The organism is Morganella sp. TYF_1 (genome assembly GCF_043105645.1).
GTDB lineage: Bacteria > Pseudomonadota > Gammaproteobacteria > Enterobacterales > Enterobacteriaceae > Morganella > Morganella morganii_B.
Window position 1 is genome coordinate 806,880 of the sequence record NZ_JBICLU010000026.1, and the last position, 13,482, is coordinate 820,361.

General features: G+C 49.6%; 16 protein-coding genes and 7 tRNA genes. 7 read left to right on the top strand and 16 right to left on the bottom strand.

Annotation, left to right across the window (positions count from 1 at the left end):
- Positions 1–1,032 precede the first annotated feature (1,032 nt).
- A complete protein-coding gene (fabG, locus tag ACF8OF_RS17315; protein WP_279800245.1) occupies positions 1,033–1,788 on the top strand; it encodes a 3-oxoacyl-ACP reductase FabG in 756 nt (251 codons plus the stop codon).
- Between the two features lie 37 nt (positions 1,789–1,825).
- Here fabG and efeB read toward each other — a convergent pair whose 3' ends face one another.
- From efeB to ACF8OF_RS17340, 5 genes are all read right to left on the bottom strand, one after another.
- Positions 1,826–3,115 carry an iron uptake transporter deferrochelatase/peroxidase subunit gene (gene efeB, locus ACF8OF_RS17320; RefSeq protein ID WP_392497255.1) on the bottom strand — a complete coding sequence of 430 codons (1,290 nt, stop codon included), beginning with the start codon at positions 3,113–3,115 and terminating at the stop codon, positions 1,826–1,828.
- Positions 3,112–4,011 (bottom strand): EfeM/EfeO family lipoprotein, encoded by a 900-nt coding sequence (locus ACF8OF_RS17325; protein WP_392497256.1) that lies wholly within the window; start codon positions 4,009–4,011, stop codon positions 3,112–3,114. The genes efeB and ACF8OF_RS17325 overlap by 4 nt, the downstream gene beginning before the upstream one ends.
- Positions 4,001–4,840, bottom strand: coding sequence for an FTR1 family protein (locus ACF8OF_RS17330; RefSeq protein WP_392497257.1), 840 nt, complete (start codon positions 4,838–4,840; stop codon positions 4,001–4,003). Before ACF8OF_RS17330 ends, ACF8OF_RS17325 begins: the two co-directional genes overlap by 11 nt.
- Positions 4,841–4,863: 23 nt before the next feature.
- On the bottom strand, positions 4,864–5,184 hold the full coding sequence (locus ACF8OF_RS17335; RefSeq protein ID WP_279800280.1) for a cupredoxin domain-containing protein: 321 nt from the start codon (positions 5,182–5,184) through the stop codon (positions 4,864–4,866).
- A 99-nt stretch (positions 5,185–5,283) separates the two neighbouring features.
- Positions 5,284–5,838: an iron transporter gene (locus ACF8OF_RS17340; protein ID WP_004240274.1), complete on the bottom strand. Its 555-nt coding sequence runs from the start codon at positions 5,836–5,838 to the stop codon at positions 5,284–5,286.
- Positions 5,839–6,109: 271 nt separating this feature from the next.
- On the opposite strand from ACF8OF_RS17340, the gene ACF8OF_RS17345 reads away from it, so the two are divergent.
- A complete protein-coding gene (locus ACF8OF_RS17345) occupies positions 6,110–6,364 on the top strand; it encodes a hypothetical protein (RefSeq protein ID WP_262883725.1) in 255 nt (84 codons plus the stop codon).
- Here the strand turns inward: ACF8OF_RS17345 and ACF8OF_RS17350 are convergent.
- Positions 6,357–6,875, bottom strand: a complete 519-nt coding sequence (locus ACF8OF_RS17350; protein WP_262860611.1) for a YgjV family protein — start codon at positions 6,873–6,875, stop codon at positions 6,357–6,359. The two genes, ACF8OF_RS17345 and ACF8OF_RS17350, sit on opposite strands and share 8 nt — an antisense overlap.
- A 152-nt stretch (positions 6,876–7,027) precedes the next feature.
- Positions 7,028–7,255: a stationary-phase-induced ribosome-associated protein gene (gene sra / locus ACF8OF_RS17355; RefSeq protein WP_025152896.1), complete on the bottom strand. Its 228-nt coding sequence runs from the start codon at positions 7,253–7,255 to the stop codon at positions 7,028–7,030.
- A gap of 161 nt (positions 7,256–7,416) precedes the next feature.
- On the opposite strand from sra, the gene ACF8OF_RS17360 reads away from it, so the two are divergent.
- Positions 7,417–7,881 carry an HIT family protein gene (locus ACF8OF_RS17360; protein ID WP_143971400.1) on the top strand — a complete coding sequence of 155 codons (465 nt, stop codon included), beginning with the start codon at positions 7,417–7,419 and terminating at the stop codon, positions 7,879–7,881.
- 36 nt (positions 7,882–7,917) lie between these two features.
- On the opposite strand, the gene ACF8OF_RS17365 is transcribed toward ACF8OF_RS17360, so the two are convergent.
- The 7 genes from ACF8OF_RS17365 to ACF8OF_RS17395 form a co-directional block, all read right to left on the bottom strand.
- A complete protein-coding gene (locus ACF8OF_RS17365) occupies positions 7,918–9,024 on the bottom strand; it encodes a hypothetical protein (RefSeq protein WP_392497258.1) in 1,107 nt (368 codons plus the stop codon).
- A gap of 235 nt (positions 9,025–9,259) precedes the next feature.
- Positions 9,260–9,335: transfer RNA gene (locus ACF8OF_RS17370), tRNA-Lys, on the bottom strand.
- Positions 9,336–9,359: 24 nt separating this feature from the next.
- Positions 9,360–9,435 (bottom strand) — tRNA-Lys (locus ACF8OF_RS17375).
- Positions 9,436–9,467: 32 nt separating this feature from the next.
- Positions 9,468–9,543 (bottom strand) — tRNA-Val (locus ACF8OF_RS17380).
- A gap of 37 nt (positions 9,544–9,580) precedes the next feature.
- Positions 9,581–9,656 (bottom strand) — tRNA-Val (locus ACF8OF_RS17385).
- A gap of 55 nt (positions 9,657–9,711) precedes the next feature.
- Positions 9,712–9,787 (bottom strand) — tRNA-Val (locus ACF8OF_RS17390).
- 40 nt (positions 9,788–9,827) lie between these two features.
- Positions 9,828–9,977 (bottom strand): hypothetical protein, encoded by a 150-nt coding sequence (locus ACF8OF_RS17395; RefSeq protein WP_392497259.1) that lies wholly within the window; start codon positions 9,975–9,977, stop codon positions 9,828–9,830.
- Positions 9,978–10,123: 146 nt separating this feature from the next.
- On the opposite strand from ACF8OF_RS17395, the gene gltX reads away from it, so the two are divergent.
- The 3 genes from gltX to ACF8OF_RS17410 all read left to right on the top strand — a co-directional run bounded on the left by gltX (position 10,124) and on the right by ACF8OF_RS17410 (position 11,891).
- Positions 10,124–11,539, top strand: a complete 1,416-nt coding sequence (gltX, locus tag ACF8OF_RS17400; RefSeq protein ID WP_262862175.1) for a glutamate--tRNA ligase — start codon at positions 10,124–10,126, stop codon at positions 11,537–11,539.
- A 159-nt stretch (positions 11,540–11,698) separates the two neighbouring features.
- Positions 11,699–11,774: transfer RNA gene (locus ACF8OF_RS17405), tRNA-Ala, on the top strand.
- Between the two features lie 41 nt (positions 11,775–11,815).
- Positions 11,816–11,891, top strand: a tRNA-Ala gene (locus ACF8OF_RS17410).
- Between the two features lie 48 nt (positions 11,892–11,939).
- On the opposite strand, the gene ACF8OF_RS17415 is transcribed toward ACF8OF_RS17410, so the two are convergent.
- Complete coding sequence (locus ACF8OF_RS17415) at positions 11,940–12,692, bottom strand: SDR family NAD(P)-dependent oxidoreductase (protein ID WP_392497260.1); 753 nt, start codon at positions 12,690–12,692, stop codon at positions 11,940–11,942.
- A 123-nt stretch (positions 12,693–12,815) separates the two neighbouring features.
- Between ACF8OF_RS17415 and ACF8OF_RS17420 the strand changes: the two genes are divergently transcribed.
- Positions 12,816–13,238, top strand: coding sequence for a MarR family winged helix-turn-helix transcriptional regulator (locus ACF8OF_RS17420; protein ID WP_045138659.1), 423 nt, complete (start codon positions 12,816–12,818; stop codon positions 13,236–13,238).
- Here ACF8OF_RS17420 and ACF8OF_RS17425 read toward each other — a convergent pair.
- On the bottom strand, positions 13,232–13,453 hold the full coding sequence (locus ACF8OF_RS17425) for a DUF3820 family protein (RefSeq protein WP_392497368.1): 222 nt from the start codon (positions 13,451–13,453) through the stop codon (positions 13,232–13,234). The two genes, ACF8OF_RS17420 and ACF8OF_RS17425, sit on opposite strands and share 7 nt — an antisense overlap.
- Between the last annotated feature and the right edge of the window lie 29 nt (positions 13,454–13,482).

A 13,482-nucleotide genomic window follows, 5' to 3' on the forward strand; every position in this document is an offset into this window, starting at 1 on the left:
AAAAAAATAACTGCATAAAAAGGCATGTTAATGATCCGAACACGTAAAAAAGCACAGGTATTTTGACAAAAATTAATCTTACTAAGGCCCCATCTCACAGCAAAATATCCTGATTTTTTTAACAATCCTGAAAATGCGATGTGATATAAATCACTAAAAAAATCATATCCATTTGTTTATTATGGATTTGACTAATTATCATCCGATACACGCCTGATTTATGGTAGATCGTAACATGTTCAGTTCGTCTGTATGCATTATCGCCGAATACTTACCCGGAGCAAATCAGGACAAAAAATCATCAAATCATTTGTTTACATGTTAATAATTCCCATTTATCGCCGTGATGTTACATTTGCATGACATAAATCGTAACGTTTTTTTGCCTGACAGCCCGAAAAAGTGTTCACTTTAGGAAACAGCTAAATGGCTGTTTTTTTGGCCTGAATCTGTATTTTTTTTAACCTAGCGATTAATTAAATATATCTCTAATTTGTGACAACTTTATTTATCTGTCATTTTTAAACCAAAATTAAACAGAAGAAAATATAAATTTGCTAAATGCATTTTTTAATAATCAAAAAATGATACCCACCTGTTTTTTTATAACCTATTTTCTTTCTTTTATTTTACCCGGGACGAAAATAGCCGGTTTTTGACTGTGGGAATAGCCTCTAATATCAACATAAGCCAACTACAGGTGGTGTATTAGTGATTTATTCTTCAAATCGCGTCAAAATCAGTCTGTTTCGTTTACTGTAATAATAACCAGCCCTATGGCAAACCCTGCGCCGCTCCGCATTAAAACCGAAGAAAATGTTATTTTTCTAAAATCGATTCAGTCATAAGAATGGTTTTCTGCGGTATCAGTACAATTATCTGTTACAACACACTGCTCGTGTGACTCAAACTAACCGGTGTGACTGTCCTCATACTTCATCAATCATGGCGGCTTTGCCATTGTATTCCGGGACAGTCATGGTGTAATGATTTACGACTTAAGTGTTAACCCCGGTAAACAGGAGAATGCATATGTTCGACTTGACAGGTAAAATTGCGGTAGTTTCCGGCGGCGCCAAAGGGATCGGGCGCGGCATCGTTACTGCGCTGAAAAAGGGCGGTGCCACCATTATTATTGCCGATATTGATGAAAAAACCGGTAGTGCTACCGCTGCAGAGCTGGGAACAGACTTTATAGCACTGGATGTGACCTCTCAGTCTCAGTGTCGTGCAGTCGTCAGTAAGGTCAGAGAAAAGTACGGTCGTCTGGATATCCTCTGCTCAAATACGGGTATTTTCCCGCAGTGCACCATCAAATCCATGACAGAGCAGGACTGGGATACCATGCAGAAGGTGAATGTGAAGGGAATGTTTTTCCTGGTTCAGGCCGCGCTGGCTGTGATGGAAGAACAAAAACATGGCCGGATCGTAATTACGTCTTCCATTACCGGCCCGGTCACCGGCTTTCCGGGCTGGAGCCATTACGGCGCAAGCAAAGCCGCGCAGCTCGGCTTCATGCGCAGTGCCGCACTGGAATATGCCCGCCTCGGGATCACCATTAACGCAGTCCAGCCGGGCAATATCCTGACTGAAGGACTGAAAGCACAGGGTGAAACCTATCTGGACCAGATGCGCGCCACAATTCCGACACACACGCTCGGTGAGCCGGAAGATATCGGTTATGCAGCGGCGTTCCTTGCCTCCGATGAAGCTAAATACATCACCGGACAGACCATCATTATTGACGGCGGCCAGATTTTACCGGAATCCCCGGAAGCACTGCTCTGATAAAACAGCACGGGTGAGGATACCGCCCGGTATCCTCTTATCTGCCCTGCTCTCTTGCAGCAGTAATCAGTGTCTCGCCCAGATAGCTTTTCTCTGAGGTAATACCTGGTAATACCAGATAATATCCGCCGCCAAACGGTTTGATGTAACGCTCAAGCGGTTCGCCGTTCAGCCGTTTCTGGGTATCAATAAAGCCTTTTTTCAGGTCTTTCTGGAAGGAGATAAAGACCAGCCCCATATCCAGCTGTCCGGACGGAGTGAGCCCCAGCGAGTAGCTGTAACTGCGGCGGCGCAGTTTGGCAACGTGTCTCTCTGTGGAGCGGGGCTCTGCGCGGCGCATGTGGGAATCAAATAAAACCCGGTCACCGTGCGGATCCTGCTTAAAATCCGGATCATCGTGCTCATGCACTTTCCCCATCGGCGCTCCGCTGGCTTTGTGACGGCCAAAATCATTTTCCTGATCTTCCAGCGGCGTCCGATCCCAAAATTCCAGTTCAAAACGGATAAGACGCACGGCCTGATAACTGCCGTTTTCCGCCCAGGTGGGTTCCCGGCCGGTGATCCAGATAAGATCGTTCATCAGGGCATCATCACCGGCATCGGCATTGCCGGTACCGTCTTTAAAGCCAAACAGGTTAACCGGTGTTGTGCGGCATTCAATATCCCGTGCGGGCAGAAAACCATCAATTTTCCATAATGGTGCCACCCGGCCGGAAAGACGGCGCAACACTTCACGCAATGCATAAATCACCGTTTCACGACTGTTGGCACAAAACTGCAGCAGGATATCCCCGCCGCACCAGGCCGGATCAAGCCGGTCATTCGGGAATGCCGTCATAGCAGTAAATTTTTGTGGTTTCAGTGGCGATAAACCGAAGCGCTCATCAAACAGGGAATGGCCGAGAGAAACCGTGACCGTCAGCGCATCAGCCGTCAGTGCCGTACCGAGAATACCGGATTCCGCAGGCGGCATTCTGTCATCGCCCGGTGCCGCTGCCTGCCGGTTGCGGGTCAGTTCCGCAATACAGCCGGTCAGCCGCCGGAAAACATCCTCAACCTCATCCAGTGTTTTCACCGTCAGGTTCAGTGACAGAAAAATGGCTTCTTTCTGCTCCGGCGTGATAACCCCGGCCTGATGTTTGCCGAGATACGGGATTTCCCGCAGCCGGGCGCTGTTATCACACGCCGCCGGTGCGGCAGCGGCAGAAAAGGCCGGTAACCCGCCGGATAACAGGACACTCCCTGCCCCCAGCCATTTCAGGGTATTTCGTTTGCTGAGGCTGACAGACTCTTCTGTCTCAGTCAGTTTCACTTTGCCATCTTTCATGGTTCATTCCGGTATTTGTAATACACGTCTATTTTCAGTTCTGCACGCAGTTGTGCCAGCGATTCCGCCAGCAGAGTCAGATCGGCATACAGTTGCTGTTTGTCTTCTGCTGTCAGTTTTTCATATTCTGCATACTGCCCCCGGGTATCCCGGTAACGGGCCATGACCGCATCCGGCCCGGCAAACTGTTTTCTGAGTGTCTCATTGGTTTTTGCGGATAATAACGGCGCCAGCCCGCTGACAATGCGCCGCGCGCCCTCAATATTAGCAGCGATATCTGACAGATCTGAACGGCTGTAACGGTTTTCATCACCGCTCAGTTTCGTGCTGAGAATCAGCTCAATACTGTCATCCGCTGACTGCACCAGTTTTGCCGCCGGCAGCGTTTCCACGGCGATCCGTTGTTTCAGGTCATTAATATTGCGCAGCAGATCTGCTGTCGCGTCCTGTGCGGCAGCGGGATCATTTTGTGCAAACAGCGCATATTCGATGCGGTGAAACCCGGTAAATTTCGGATCCTGCTCACGGCTGAGAAAATACCCGGCGTGAGGATTAATCACCCTGTCAGCATGACCGAAAACCACCACTGCCGCGCGGATAACCTCATAATCATAATGTGCCTGAATATAAGCCTGCCGCGCGGCTGCCATATCCCCGGCAGCCAGTGCTTTTTGTAACAGCAACAGCTGATGTTCAGCCGCTGCCGTTTGTTTTCCCATCATCGTCATATAATCCGCCACAACCGGACGAAATATTTCCGGTGACGGAATATCCCCTTTGGCGATCACCACATCACTGCCGGTATCCGGATTACCGGCACGGTATTTTTCCGCATAGCCGGGAGCGCTGAGCAGCAGTGATGCCAGAACCAGTATGGCTGTCCGGTTAATCCGCATGTTTTTTTCCTTTGCGGCAGAACAGCGCAATAATCACCAGCCAGTACACCACAAAAGTAATAACACTCAGGCCAATAGGCTGGGCGCGATAACCGAACAGGCTGGCCAGGAAGCTGCCGGTGGTGCTGGTGTCATCCAGCAAGTTCGTGGTATCCCACAGCGGATAGATAAGGAAGTCATTCAGTTCGATATCATGCTCGGTCAGCAGGTTGACGATTTCTTCCGTTCCTTTGAGCAGCAGCGAACAGGCCAGGAACAACAGCACAATACCGGTGATACGGAAAAACCATTTCCAGGCAATTTTCCGGTAGGTGAACAGAAACAGCCACAACGTCAGTGCCGCCACGGCGATACCGGCCACGACTTCCCCGGTAAATGACCACAGGGTGTCCGCATTCAGTCCCATCACAATACCGGAGAGGAACACCACTATTTCACTGCCTTCACGGGCTATCGCGATCGCCACAATAAACAACGCCCCCCACCAGGAGTGCTGCCGGGCGCTGTCATTCATCTCCTGCTCAATGCCGGATTTCAGTGATGCACTGTGTTGCTGCATCCAGTACACCATCTGCACAATCAGGGCTGCCGCGAACAGCGACATGCCAATCATAAAGTACGTCTGGCCGCTGTCATCCAGCACATTAAACACGCCATAGATAAGCAGTGCGAGAAAGAGCGACAGCGCAACACCCAGTGCCACGCCACCCCAGAGATAGCGGCGCCCTGCGGCGGCATCCGGGTGTTGTTTTATCCACGCATAAATGATGCCGACCACCAGCAGAGCTTCAAAGCTTTCACGCCAGACGACAAAAAGAACCTGTCCCATAATGAATTCCTGTGAACTGACACTTATTCCGCGATAATTTCACCGGCCGGGTGCGACAGATGAAAATCATCAAAAAAGGTATATTTTCCGGGTTTGAGCGGTGCAATCACCACCACGGAAGACGCTCCCGGCGCCAGCACTTTCTCTTTGCGCAGCTGGGTGCTTTCAAATTCGACCGGTTCGGTACCGGTATTGGAGATTTTAATGCGGATCGGCGTTTTCGCGGGTACCTTCAGTACCGGCGGTGTCAGTTCGCCGTTATTCATTTCCAGTTCGACAGTGAATTTCTCTGCCGCCGCGGCGGGCAGTGACATCAGGGAAAGCACCGATAAACACAGTGCCATAACAACGAGTTTCATGAGTGACCTCAGCGGGGTAGTGACATCCGGTGTCCGGACAGCAGACCGCGGTTACCGGCCTGCTGTTTTCCTTAAATAATAAACTCAGTAACTGCCTTTGCGGCCGGTACCGGCATATTCGAAGTCCCAGGAGACATCAAACGGCTCAAACCACGGAGCAACACCGGTTTCTTTGTCAATATGACGACCGAAAGCCACATTGTCGTTCATGCTCGGCGGAGAGATGCGGTATTCGACGCGGTATTTACCGTAGCCATCCAGCTTCAGGTTTTCACCGTAATGCGGGCCATCACTGGCAACCATCGCCATAAAGGTACCTGACTGGGCTTTCTTCGGATCATCCAGTTTGGTGACTTTGTAATCCACTTTCAGATACGGGATCCAGTCCCCTTCCGCGAAGCCGTTCGGGTTTTCCTCAACGGCATGGATATCTGCTTCCAGATGGATATCTGACTTATCCGCCGCCAGGTGATGCATTTCATGTTTGCCTTCCACCGCCATGGTGATCGGCTGCAGATATACACCCTGAATCTCCATACCGTTTTTGATAACAGGCTGCCCGAGCGGATATTCCAGTGCCAGGGCAGAGGTTGATACCACGCCCAGTAATGCTGCTGCCACACTCATCCCGATACGCATGCTGATTCCTCATTGTCTTTACGCAAATAGTGCTGACAATAATAATCATTACCATTTGCCTCATTCAAGTAAAAGTTATCTCTTACCGCCACATTTTTCAATGAAACGGTTACATTTCAACCCGGATTCAGCCACGAAATACATCCGCAAAAGCAATGTCCGGCAGGAAATATCTATCCGCCGGTGATGACCCCTTCGCCGTATAAAAACTGGACGGCAGGCAACCCTTTACGACATAATGGCGCCTCTGAAATAAAACCGGCGGATGTTTATGTTAGAAACTATCGGATTTGTGCTACTGGTGAGTACCTGCGGCGACGATGCCTGTGAGGCACTGCCGGTCACGGAAGACATCTATACCAAACATGAGTGTGAACACCGCCTGAAATATATCGCCAAACGCCGTCCGAACCTCTACTTTATGTGTAACGAGGTGATGCGCGAAACCGGCTCCGGTGATGACAGCAGTCCCGGTAATCCGGAAAACACCCTTCCCCCGGATGAGCAGCCGGAACCGCTTAACTGAACGGATTAATTCCCTGTTTTATCAGACGCCGGAAACGGAAAATTGCCCAGCCGTTGATCACCAGAAACGTTGATTCAATCAGTGTGCCGCCGACCGTTCCCAGCCAGGCGTTATACACCACCCAGCACGCCGTTGAACACCAGATTACATACCGCATACGCAATCCCGTCAGCAGAAAAAATGCAAACGTGCTCATCAGGGTGCCCGTTACCGGCAGCACTTCCTGCCAGGTACGGATATTCGGGACAGCCAGAATCAGCGTCAGCGAGACAAATAACCACAGCACCCAACGCTGGCGGTGACTGATGGACACATACGTCCGGATGCTGTTGAGCGTGGCACTGATCCCGGCGGGATATGCACCAAGCAGAAAAAAGTGGGATGCCATAATGGCGGTGTAAATTGATAACCGGATTTTGAGCTTCCGCTCATTGCGCTGGATAAAAACCGTTGTCCCGATAATAAACGCAACAATACCGAGCCCCTGCCCCGCATAATACAAATAGTCCATCATCCCCTGCCGTCATAACATGCTGAATGGTTTTAATTGTTGTGCTGTCAGCATAAACAGAATTTGTTGAGGTTGCGAGTTATTGCATATTAAAAAAGAGGCCGCAGCCCCTTTTCTTATTGCATCATGCCGTCATCACATGTGCAGTGGTATCAGCATGCCATATAGCCCGGATAATGTGTCTCGATTTTGTGATAGGTCCGGGTTTTTTTATTGTCGTCCTGAATCACACAGATTTTGCTTTTTGACTTCAGCGCCGGCGGGATGTTATCCGCGTTTTCATCTGCGGTGGCTGCAATAAAGATGTTAATTTTTGATTTCCCTTTACTGAATGTATAGGGCATTCCTAACAAACGTCTCGCCGCTCTGTTAGTTCGCATAATAAACTCCTCATTGTTGTGAACATTCATCCATTATAGCAACTTACTGAAAATAATAAAGTTTTCTCTAAGTGACTGATTTACCGCCGGCATAATGGTATTTCCGTGCCCTATCCTGTATGTTGGGTATGACCTGTTCACTGACCGGGAGAGTCTGATAAATGGCGTGTATTTTTTGTGATATCGCGGCGGGGAAAGCGCCCTGCCATAAGATCTGGGAAGATGAGCATTATCTGGCATTTTTGTCGATATTTCCCAATACCGACGGCTTTACGGTGGTGATCCCGAAAGCGCATTACCCGAGCTATGCGTTTGATCTGGAAGATGATGTTCTGACCGGTCTGGTACTGGCGACCAAAAAAGTGGCAAAAGTGCTGGAAAAAGCATTTCCGGATGTCGCACGCTGCGGCATGTTTTTCGAGGGTTACGGCGTGGATCATATCCACAGTAAACTCAGCCCGATGCACGGCACTGCGGATATGACAGAATGGCGGCCGATAGAGCATAAACAACCCGCGTTTTACACGCAGTATCCGGGATTTTTGTCATCTCACGACTGTGAGCGGGCAGATGATAAAAAACTGGCTGAACTGGCTGCCGCTATCCGCGCAAGTCAGGAAAAGTAAGTGATTCCGGTGGTATCTCACCACCGGAACGTTATGTCAGCGGACTTCGCACCCGACCACGGTGGCATACCCGAGGCCATCACTGTCCATCATCAGCAGACACTGCGGGCTGAGGGTCTCCATCGCTTTTATCAGCATCATTGCCATCACAAAAACCGCTTCTCTGTCGGCGCTGACCTGATTATCCGCAATATAGATATTATTTTTCAGGAAAGTACGGCGCTGCGCTTTATTGCAGTACTGATAAATCACATCCTGCGCCAGTTCATTTTCCCGCATCAGCCAGAAGGATTTTTCTTCCTCTTTATCCAGCAGGTTCATTTTTTCCAGCATCGGCAGATCGGCAGATAACTGCATTTCATTGATTGGCATAAAGCGGGACAGGCTGCCGTGAAACGGAAAGGTATTGCGCTCAAAGTAGTAGCAGGATGTCAGCAGAACAGCACTTGCCATTTCATGGTACGCCGGAATTTGCCCCGCCTGCCAGATATTCAGCCCGACCAGCAGCCACATGGCGCTGTTGTCTTCCTCATCAAACAGATGACCGATATCTTCCGGTGTCTGAATAAATTCCGTCGCACAGCTCCAGATTTTCGTTACATTGCGTTCAATTTCTGTATTTTGCAGCGGATTCGGGGTGATAACATACACCGTTTTTAATTTTGACTGATAACCTTCATGCTGCTGATCCAGATCTTTTGCCAGGGCGGTAAAAACCGCTTCGACAGAATGGTCATAACCGGCAAGCAGTTGTTTATCTTCCTCTTCTGTCCGTTGTTTCCGCTCTGAGGTATAAACCTGTCTGATACTTTTCGGCATCAGCAATGAAACCCCGGTCACCATCAGTTTGCGCTGGCACCAGTTGACCCACTCATTGCGTTTGAAAGTAATGGAGGCATTCCAGCTCTGACAAGCGATCCGCGCCTGCTCATGACGGTGCATAGCGTAAGTGAACAGACACATCCAGATAAGAATGTACGGCAGATAGATAAAAATCAGCACTTCCGTCAGCGGGAGTTTTAAAATACAGAAATCGAGAAAAAAGATAAGGGCCAGAACGACGAACAGCAACCCCAGCCACAGCGTAATTTTGGCGCCCGGTGCATCACGTTTAACCGGAAATTCAGGAACAGGCCACGACATCGGAACAGAACTCCATGCTGAAAGAAATACAGATATGCCGCTCCGGACTCCGAAACGACGTCAGTGTTTGTTTTAAAAAGAGAGATCACAAAAAATCGTGACTGATACAGGGGAATAACGGCAGACCGGTTAAAAACTTTAATGGAACAGCATGAAGCAGATCACAAAAATCTGATTGAATGTACCGGGAAACAGACAGAAACAGGAAGATAAAATACAGGGGAAATAAGAAAGATGGTGGGTCGTACAGGATTCGAACCTGTGACCAATTGATTAAAAGTCAACTGCTCTACCAACTGAGCTAACGACCCATCTTTGGGATTAATTTTCAGGAATGGTGGGTCGTACAGGATTCGAACCTGTGACCAATTGATTAAAAGTCAACTGCTCTACCAACTGAGCTAACGACCCATACCTGAGTGATGCGGGAGAATCATGTGAAGTGGTGGGCGATACCGGGCTCGAACCAGTGACCCCCTCCTTGTAAGGGAGATGCTCTACCAACTGAGCTAATCGCCCACTTCAGGATGACTGCAACTTACATCATTATTATGAATGGTGGGCGATACCGGGCTCGAACCAGTGACCCCCTCCTTGTAAGGGAGATGCTCTACCAACTGAGCTAATCGCCCATTCATAACATTTACTGCTTAACTTCACTATCACAACGTTCATTCTTAAAAAGAATGGTGGGCGATACCGGGCTCGAACCAGTGACCCCCTCCTTGTAAGGGAGATGCTCTACCAACTGAGCTAATCGCCCGTCGTGATGGAGGTGCATTATAGGGATCTGCGCGTTTGAGTCAACGCTTTTTCGAAAGAAAATGATCGTTCGTTGTAATTTTAGTCACCCTGTTCTGATTATCGCCATCCGCGCGCAGTATGTAAGCAGAAACCGGATGAATCGTGATCGCCGTCAGATTCATTGCTGCAAAAACGTCCTGTTTTGTCATGTGTTTTTCCTTTTAACACGGGAAAAATGACTTTTTCGGCCTTCTTTTCCCCTTTTCATTGAGGAATTATGTCTCAGTGCTAAAATATCCCGCATCGTATTTCTTCATCCACTACGTCTGGCGCAGACGTTATGAAAGGCATTCCAATGAGTAAAGTAAAAACCCGTTTCGCACCCAGCCCTACCGGCTACCTGCATGTGGGCGGCGCACGTACCGCTCTGTACTCCTGGCTGTACAGCCGTCACAACCACGGTGAATTTGTCCTGCGTATAGAAGATACCGATCTTGAACGCTCAACTCAGGAAGCTATCGACGCCATTATGGACGGGATGAACTGGTTAAATCTCAGCTGGGATGAAGGCCCGTATTACCAGACCAAACGCTTTGACCGCTACAATCAGGTGATCGACACCATGATTGAAAACGGTACCGCTTACCGCTGCTATTGCTCCAAAGAGCGCCTGGAAGCCCTGCGTGAAAAACAGATGGCGAATAATGAGAAGCCGCGTTACGACGGTTGCTGCCGCGATCACGCCCATAACCATACTGCGGATGAGCCGCATGTGGTGCGTTTCCGTAACCCGCAGGAAGGCTCGGTTATTTTTGATGACAAAATCCGCGGACCGATTGAATTCAGCAACCAGGAACTGGATGACTTAATTATCCGCCGTACTGATGGTTCCCCGACCTATAACTTCTGTGTGGTTGTCGATGACTGGGATATGGAAATCACTCATGTTATCCGTGGTGAAGACCATATCAACAATACACCGCGCCAGATCAACATCCTGAAAGCGCTCGGCGCACCGGTACCGGAATACGCCCACGTCTCCATGATCAACGGCGACGACGGCAAAAAATTATCCAAACGCCATGGTGCAGTGGGTGTGATGCAGTACCGCGATGACGGTTATCTGCCGCAGGCGCTGCTGAACTACCTGGTGCGTCTGGGCTGGTCTCACGGCGATCAGGAAATCTTCAGCATTGAAGAAATGACGGAGCTGTTCACCCTGGAAGCCGTCAGCAAATCTGCCAGTGCATTCAATACTGAGAAATTACAGTGGCTCAACCACCACTATATTAACAGTATGCCGGCGGAAGAAGTGGCCGTTTATCTGCAGTGGCATATTGAAAATGCCGGGATCGATACCCGCAACGGGCCGGAACTGGCAGATCTGGTCCGCCTGCTGGGCGAACGCTGCAAAACACTGAAAGAAATGGCGGAAACCTGCCGTTACTTCTATGAAGACTTTGACAGCTTCGATGCTGATGCCGCGAAAAAACATCTGCGTCCGGTTGCCCGTCAGCCGCTGGAAGTGGTTAAAGCCAAACTGGCCGCCCTGACCACCTGGACACCGGAAGCCGTACACGAAGCCATTCAGGCAACGGCTGATGAGCTGGAAATCGGGATGGGTAAAGTCGGTATGCCATTACGTGTTGCTGTGACCGGTGCCGGTCAGTCTCCGGGCCTGGATGTGACCGTACATGCGATTGGTCAGTCCCGTTCTCTGGCGCGTATCGATATGGCGCTGGCCTTTATTGCTGAACGCGAAGCACAGTAATCACTATCGGCAATCTCAATACCCGGCTTAGTGCCGGGTATTTTTTTGTCATTTTACTGAATTGACGGCTTTTTCACCGGTCACACACGAATTTCATATTAACCCGTTGACAGTTCAGGGAACCTTGCCTATTATGCTGCGCGTCCGGTCGATTTTATCGGGGCTATAGCTCAGCTGGGAGAGCGCTTGCATGGCATGCAAGAGGTCAGGGGTTCGATCCCCCTTAGCTCCACCAAATCGTTGGTGACTGATAAATACCGTGACATCCGGTTTTCCGGGGCTATAGCTCAGCTGGGAGAGCGCTTGCATGGCATGCAAGAGGTCAGGGGTTCGATCCCCCTTAGCTCCACCAAATTCAAACCCCGGTCTCTGACCGGGGTTTTTCGTTTCTGCCTTCCTGTCATTGCGCGGTATACCCGCCATCCACCGGATAAAACCCGCCGGTACAAAAACGACTGTCATCTGATAACAGAAACGCCACCATTTTTGCCACCTCTTCCCGCGTTGCCATCCGTTTCATCGGGTGACTCTCCGCCATCATGGTCTGCACATCCTGCGGTAACGCCAGAATATTCGGTGTTGCCACATAGCCCGGACCGACCGCGTTAATCCTCACCCCCTGCTCTGCATATTCCAGTGCCGCCGCCCGTGTCAGTCCGAGTACCGCGTGCTTGGCCGCAGTATAAGGCGCAATTCCCGCAATACCGGTGACGCCGTTACAGGCTGATAAATTCACTATCGCTCCGCCGCCGCTTTTGATAATGGCCGGAATACCGAATTTCATCCCGAGGAATGTGCCGGTCACATCCGTATCCATCACATCCTGCCAGGCCTCAGCATCGTAATCCGCAATCTTCACGCCGTGCGGCCCGGTGATCCCGGCATTGTTCACCAGTCCGTGCAAAGCACCAAATTTATCTAATACCGTGCTCACCATCCGCCTGCAATCGATCGATTTACGTACATCTGCTTCAATTGCCAGCACGCTATACCCCGTAGGATCCCACTCATTTATTGCCTTTTGCAGATGTTCCGGATTTCGCCCGGTAATCGCAACTTTAGCGCCTCTTTTCAGTAATTCACGGGAAATTCCTTCACCTACTCCGGTTGACGCACCAGTAACCAGAATAATCTTCTGTTGAAAGTCAGTCATCACATCACCTTTTAATTAACTTTAGTTAACCAAAAGCTTAATTGATTAACTTTTGTTAATCAACTTCCTTTTCCTGATTTTGCCTTTCAGCTAAACTAAGGGTGAGGATAAAAGGGAGGTGTTATGTCATTCAAGGAACTGGAAAATACACTGTCATTGTTACAGTGTACATTGGTAGCGCAACGGACCATCAGCTCACCTGAAAAGGTGACATGGGCACAGTATGACGTAATGGAAATGTTGCGCCTTCAGGGGGATTTAACCCCGTCGGATTTAAGTCAGAAACTCGGGATTTCACGCCAGAATGTCTCGAAATCATTACGGGCACTGAAAAAACACCAGTTTGTTTCCCAGTATCAGTCGGAGACCGATAAACGGGAACTGGTGACTCAGCTGACCCCCGAAGGTGAAGAGTTTCTGTCCCGCGCGGCAACAGGACGCACCCGCAATGCAGAAAAAGTATTTGCAAGTCTTGATGACGATGAACAGCGCCAGTTTCGTATACTGAGCCGGAAAGTCATCGATGCACTGACCCGGGATCAGTGAGCAGGACGTTTAAGCGGTTTTATCAGACCACTTAACCCTTCGGTTTTAATCACGAGGGTGATCTGCATCAGCTGGCCCAGGCACCCTTCCGGGAAACTGTCTTTACGGGCAAACCAGAGCAGGTATTCCTCGGGAAGGTCAATTAAACGGCAGCCTTTGTATTTACCAAATGGCATAGCCGTGTTAGCGACAGCCACTAAATCTTCTTTCTCCATCATCTCTCCTGATGTGACTGAAACGGTCT

Bases quoted from the DNA above. Each gene is read 5' to 3' on its own strand.
- ACF8OF_RS17345 (WP_262883725.1), top strand. From the start codon at position 6,110: ATGTTAGAAACTATCGGATTTGTGCTACTGGTGAGTACCTGCGGCGAC.
- ACF8OF_RS17335 (WP_279800280.1), bottom strand. From the start codon at position 5,184: ATGGCACTGTGTTTATCGGTGCTTTCCCTGATGTCACTGCCCGCCGCG.
- efeB (WP_392497255.1), bottom strand. From the start codon at position 3,115: ATGAAAGATGGCAAAGTGAAACTGACTGAGACAGAAGAGTCTGTCAGC.
- ACF8OF_RS17325 (WP_392497256.1), bottom strand. From the start codon at position 4,011: ATGCGGATTAACCGGACAGCCATACTGGTTCTGGCATCACTGCTGCTC.
- ACF8OF_RS17420 (WP_045138659.1), top strand. From the start codon at position 12,816: ATGTCATTCAAGGAACTGGAAAATACACTGTCATTGTTACAGTGTACA.
- ACF8OF_RS17330 (WP_392497257.1), bottom strand. From the start codon at position 4,840: ATGGGACAGGTTCTTTTTGTCGTCTGGCGTGAAAGCTTTGAAGCTCTG.
- ACF8OF_RS17425 (WP_392497368.1), bottom strand. From the start codon at position 13,453: ATGGAGAAAGAAGATTTAGTGGCTGTCGCTAACACGGCTATGCCATTT.
- ACF8OF_RS17340 (WP_004240274.1), bottom strand. From the start codon at position 5,838: ATGCGTATCGGGATGAGTGTGGCAGCAGCATTACTGGGCGTGGTATCA.
- fabG (WP_279800245.1), top strand. From the start codon at position 1,033: ATGTTCGACTTGACAGGTAAAATTGCGGTAGTTTCCGGCGGCGCCAAA.
- ACF8OF_RS17360 (WP_143971400.1), top strand. From the start codon at position 7,417: ATGGCGTGTATTTTTTGTGATATCGCGGCGGGGAAAGCGCCCTGCCAT.
- ACF8OF_RS17365 (WP_392497258.1), bottom strand. From the start codon at position 9,024: ATGTCGTGGCCTGTTCCTGAATTTCCGGTTAAACGTGATGCACCGGGC.
- sra (WP_025152896.1), bottom strand. From the start codon at position 7,255: ATGCGAACTAACAGAGCGGCGAGACGTTTGTTAGGAATGCCCTATACA.
- ACF8OF_RS17395 (WP_392497259.1), bottom strand. From the start codon at position 9,977: ATGACAAAACAGGACGTTTTTGCAGCAATGAATCTGACGGCGATCACG.
- ACF8OF_RS17415 (WP_392497260.1), bottom strand. From the start codon at position 12,692: ATGACTGACTTTCAACAGAAGATTATTCTGGTTACTGGTGCGTCAACC.
- ACF8OF_RS17350 (WP_262860611.1), bottom strand. From the start codon at position 6,875: ATGGACTATTTGTATTATGCGGGGCAGGGGCTCGGTATTGTTGCGTTT.
- gltX (WP_262862175.1), top strand. From the start codon at position 10,124: ATGAGTAAAGTAAAAACCCGTTTCGCACCCAGCCCTACCGGCTACCTG.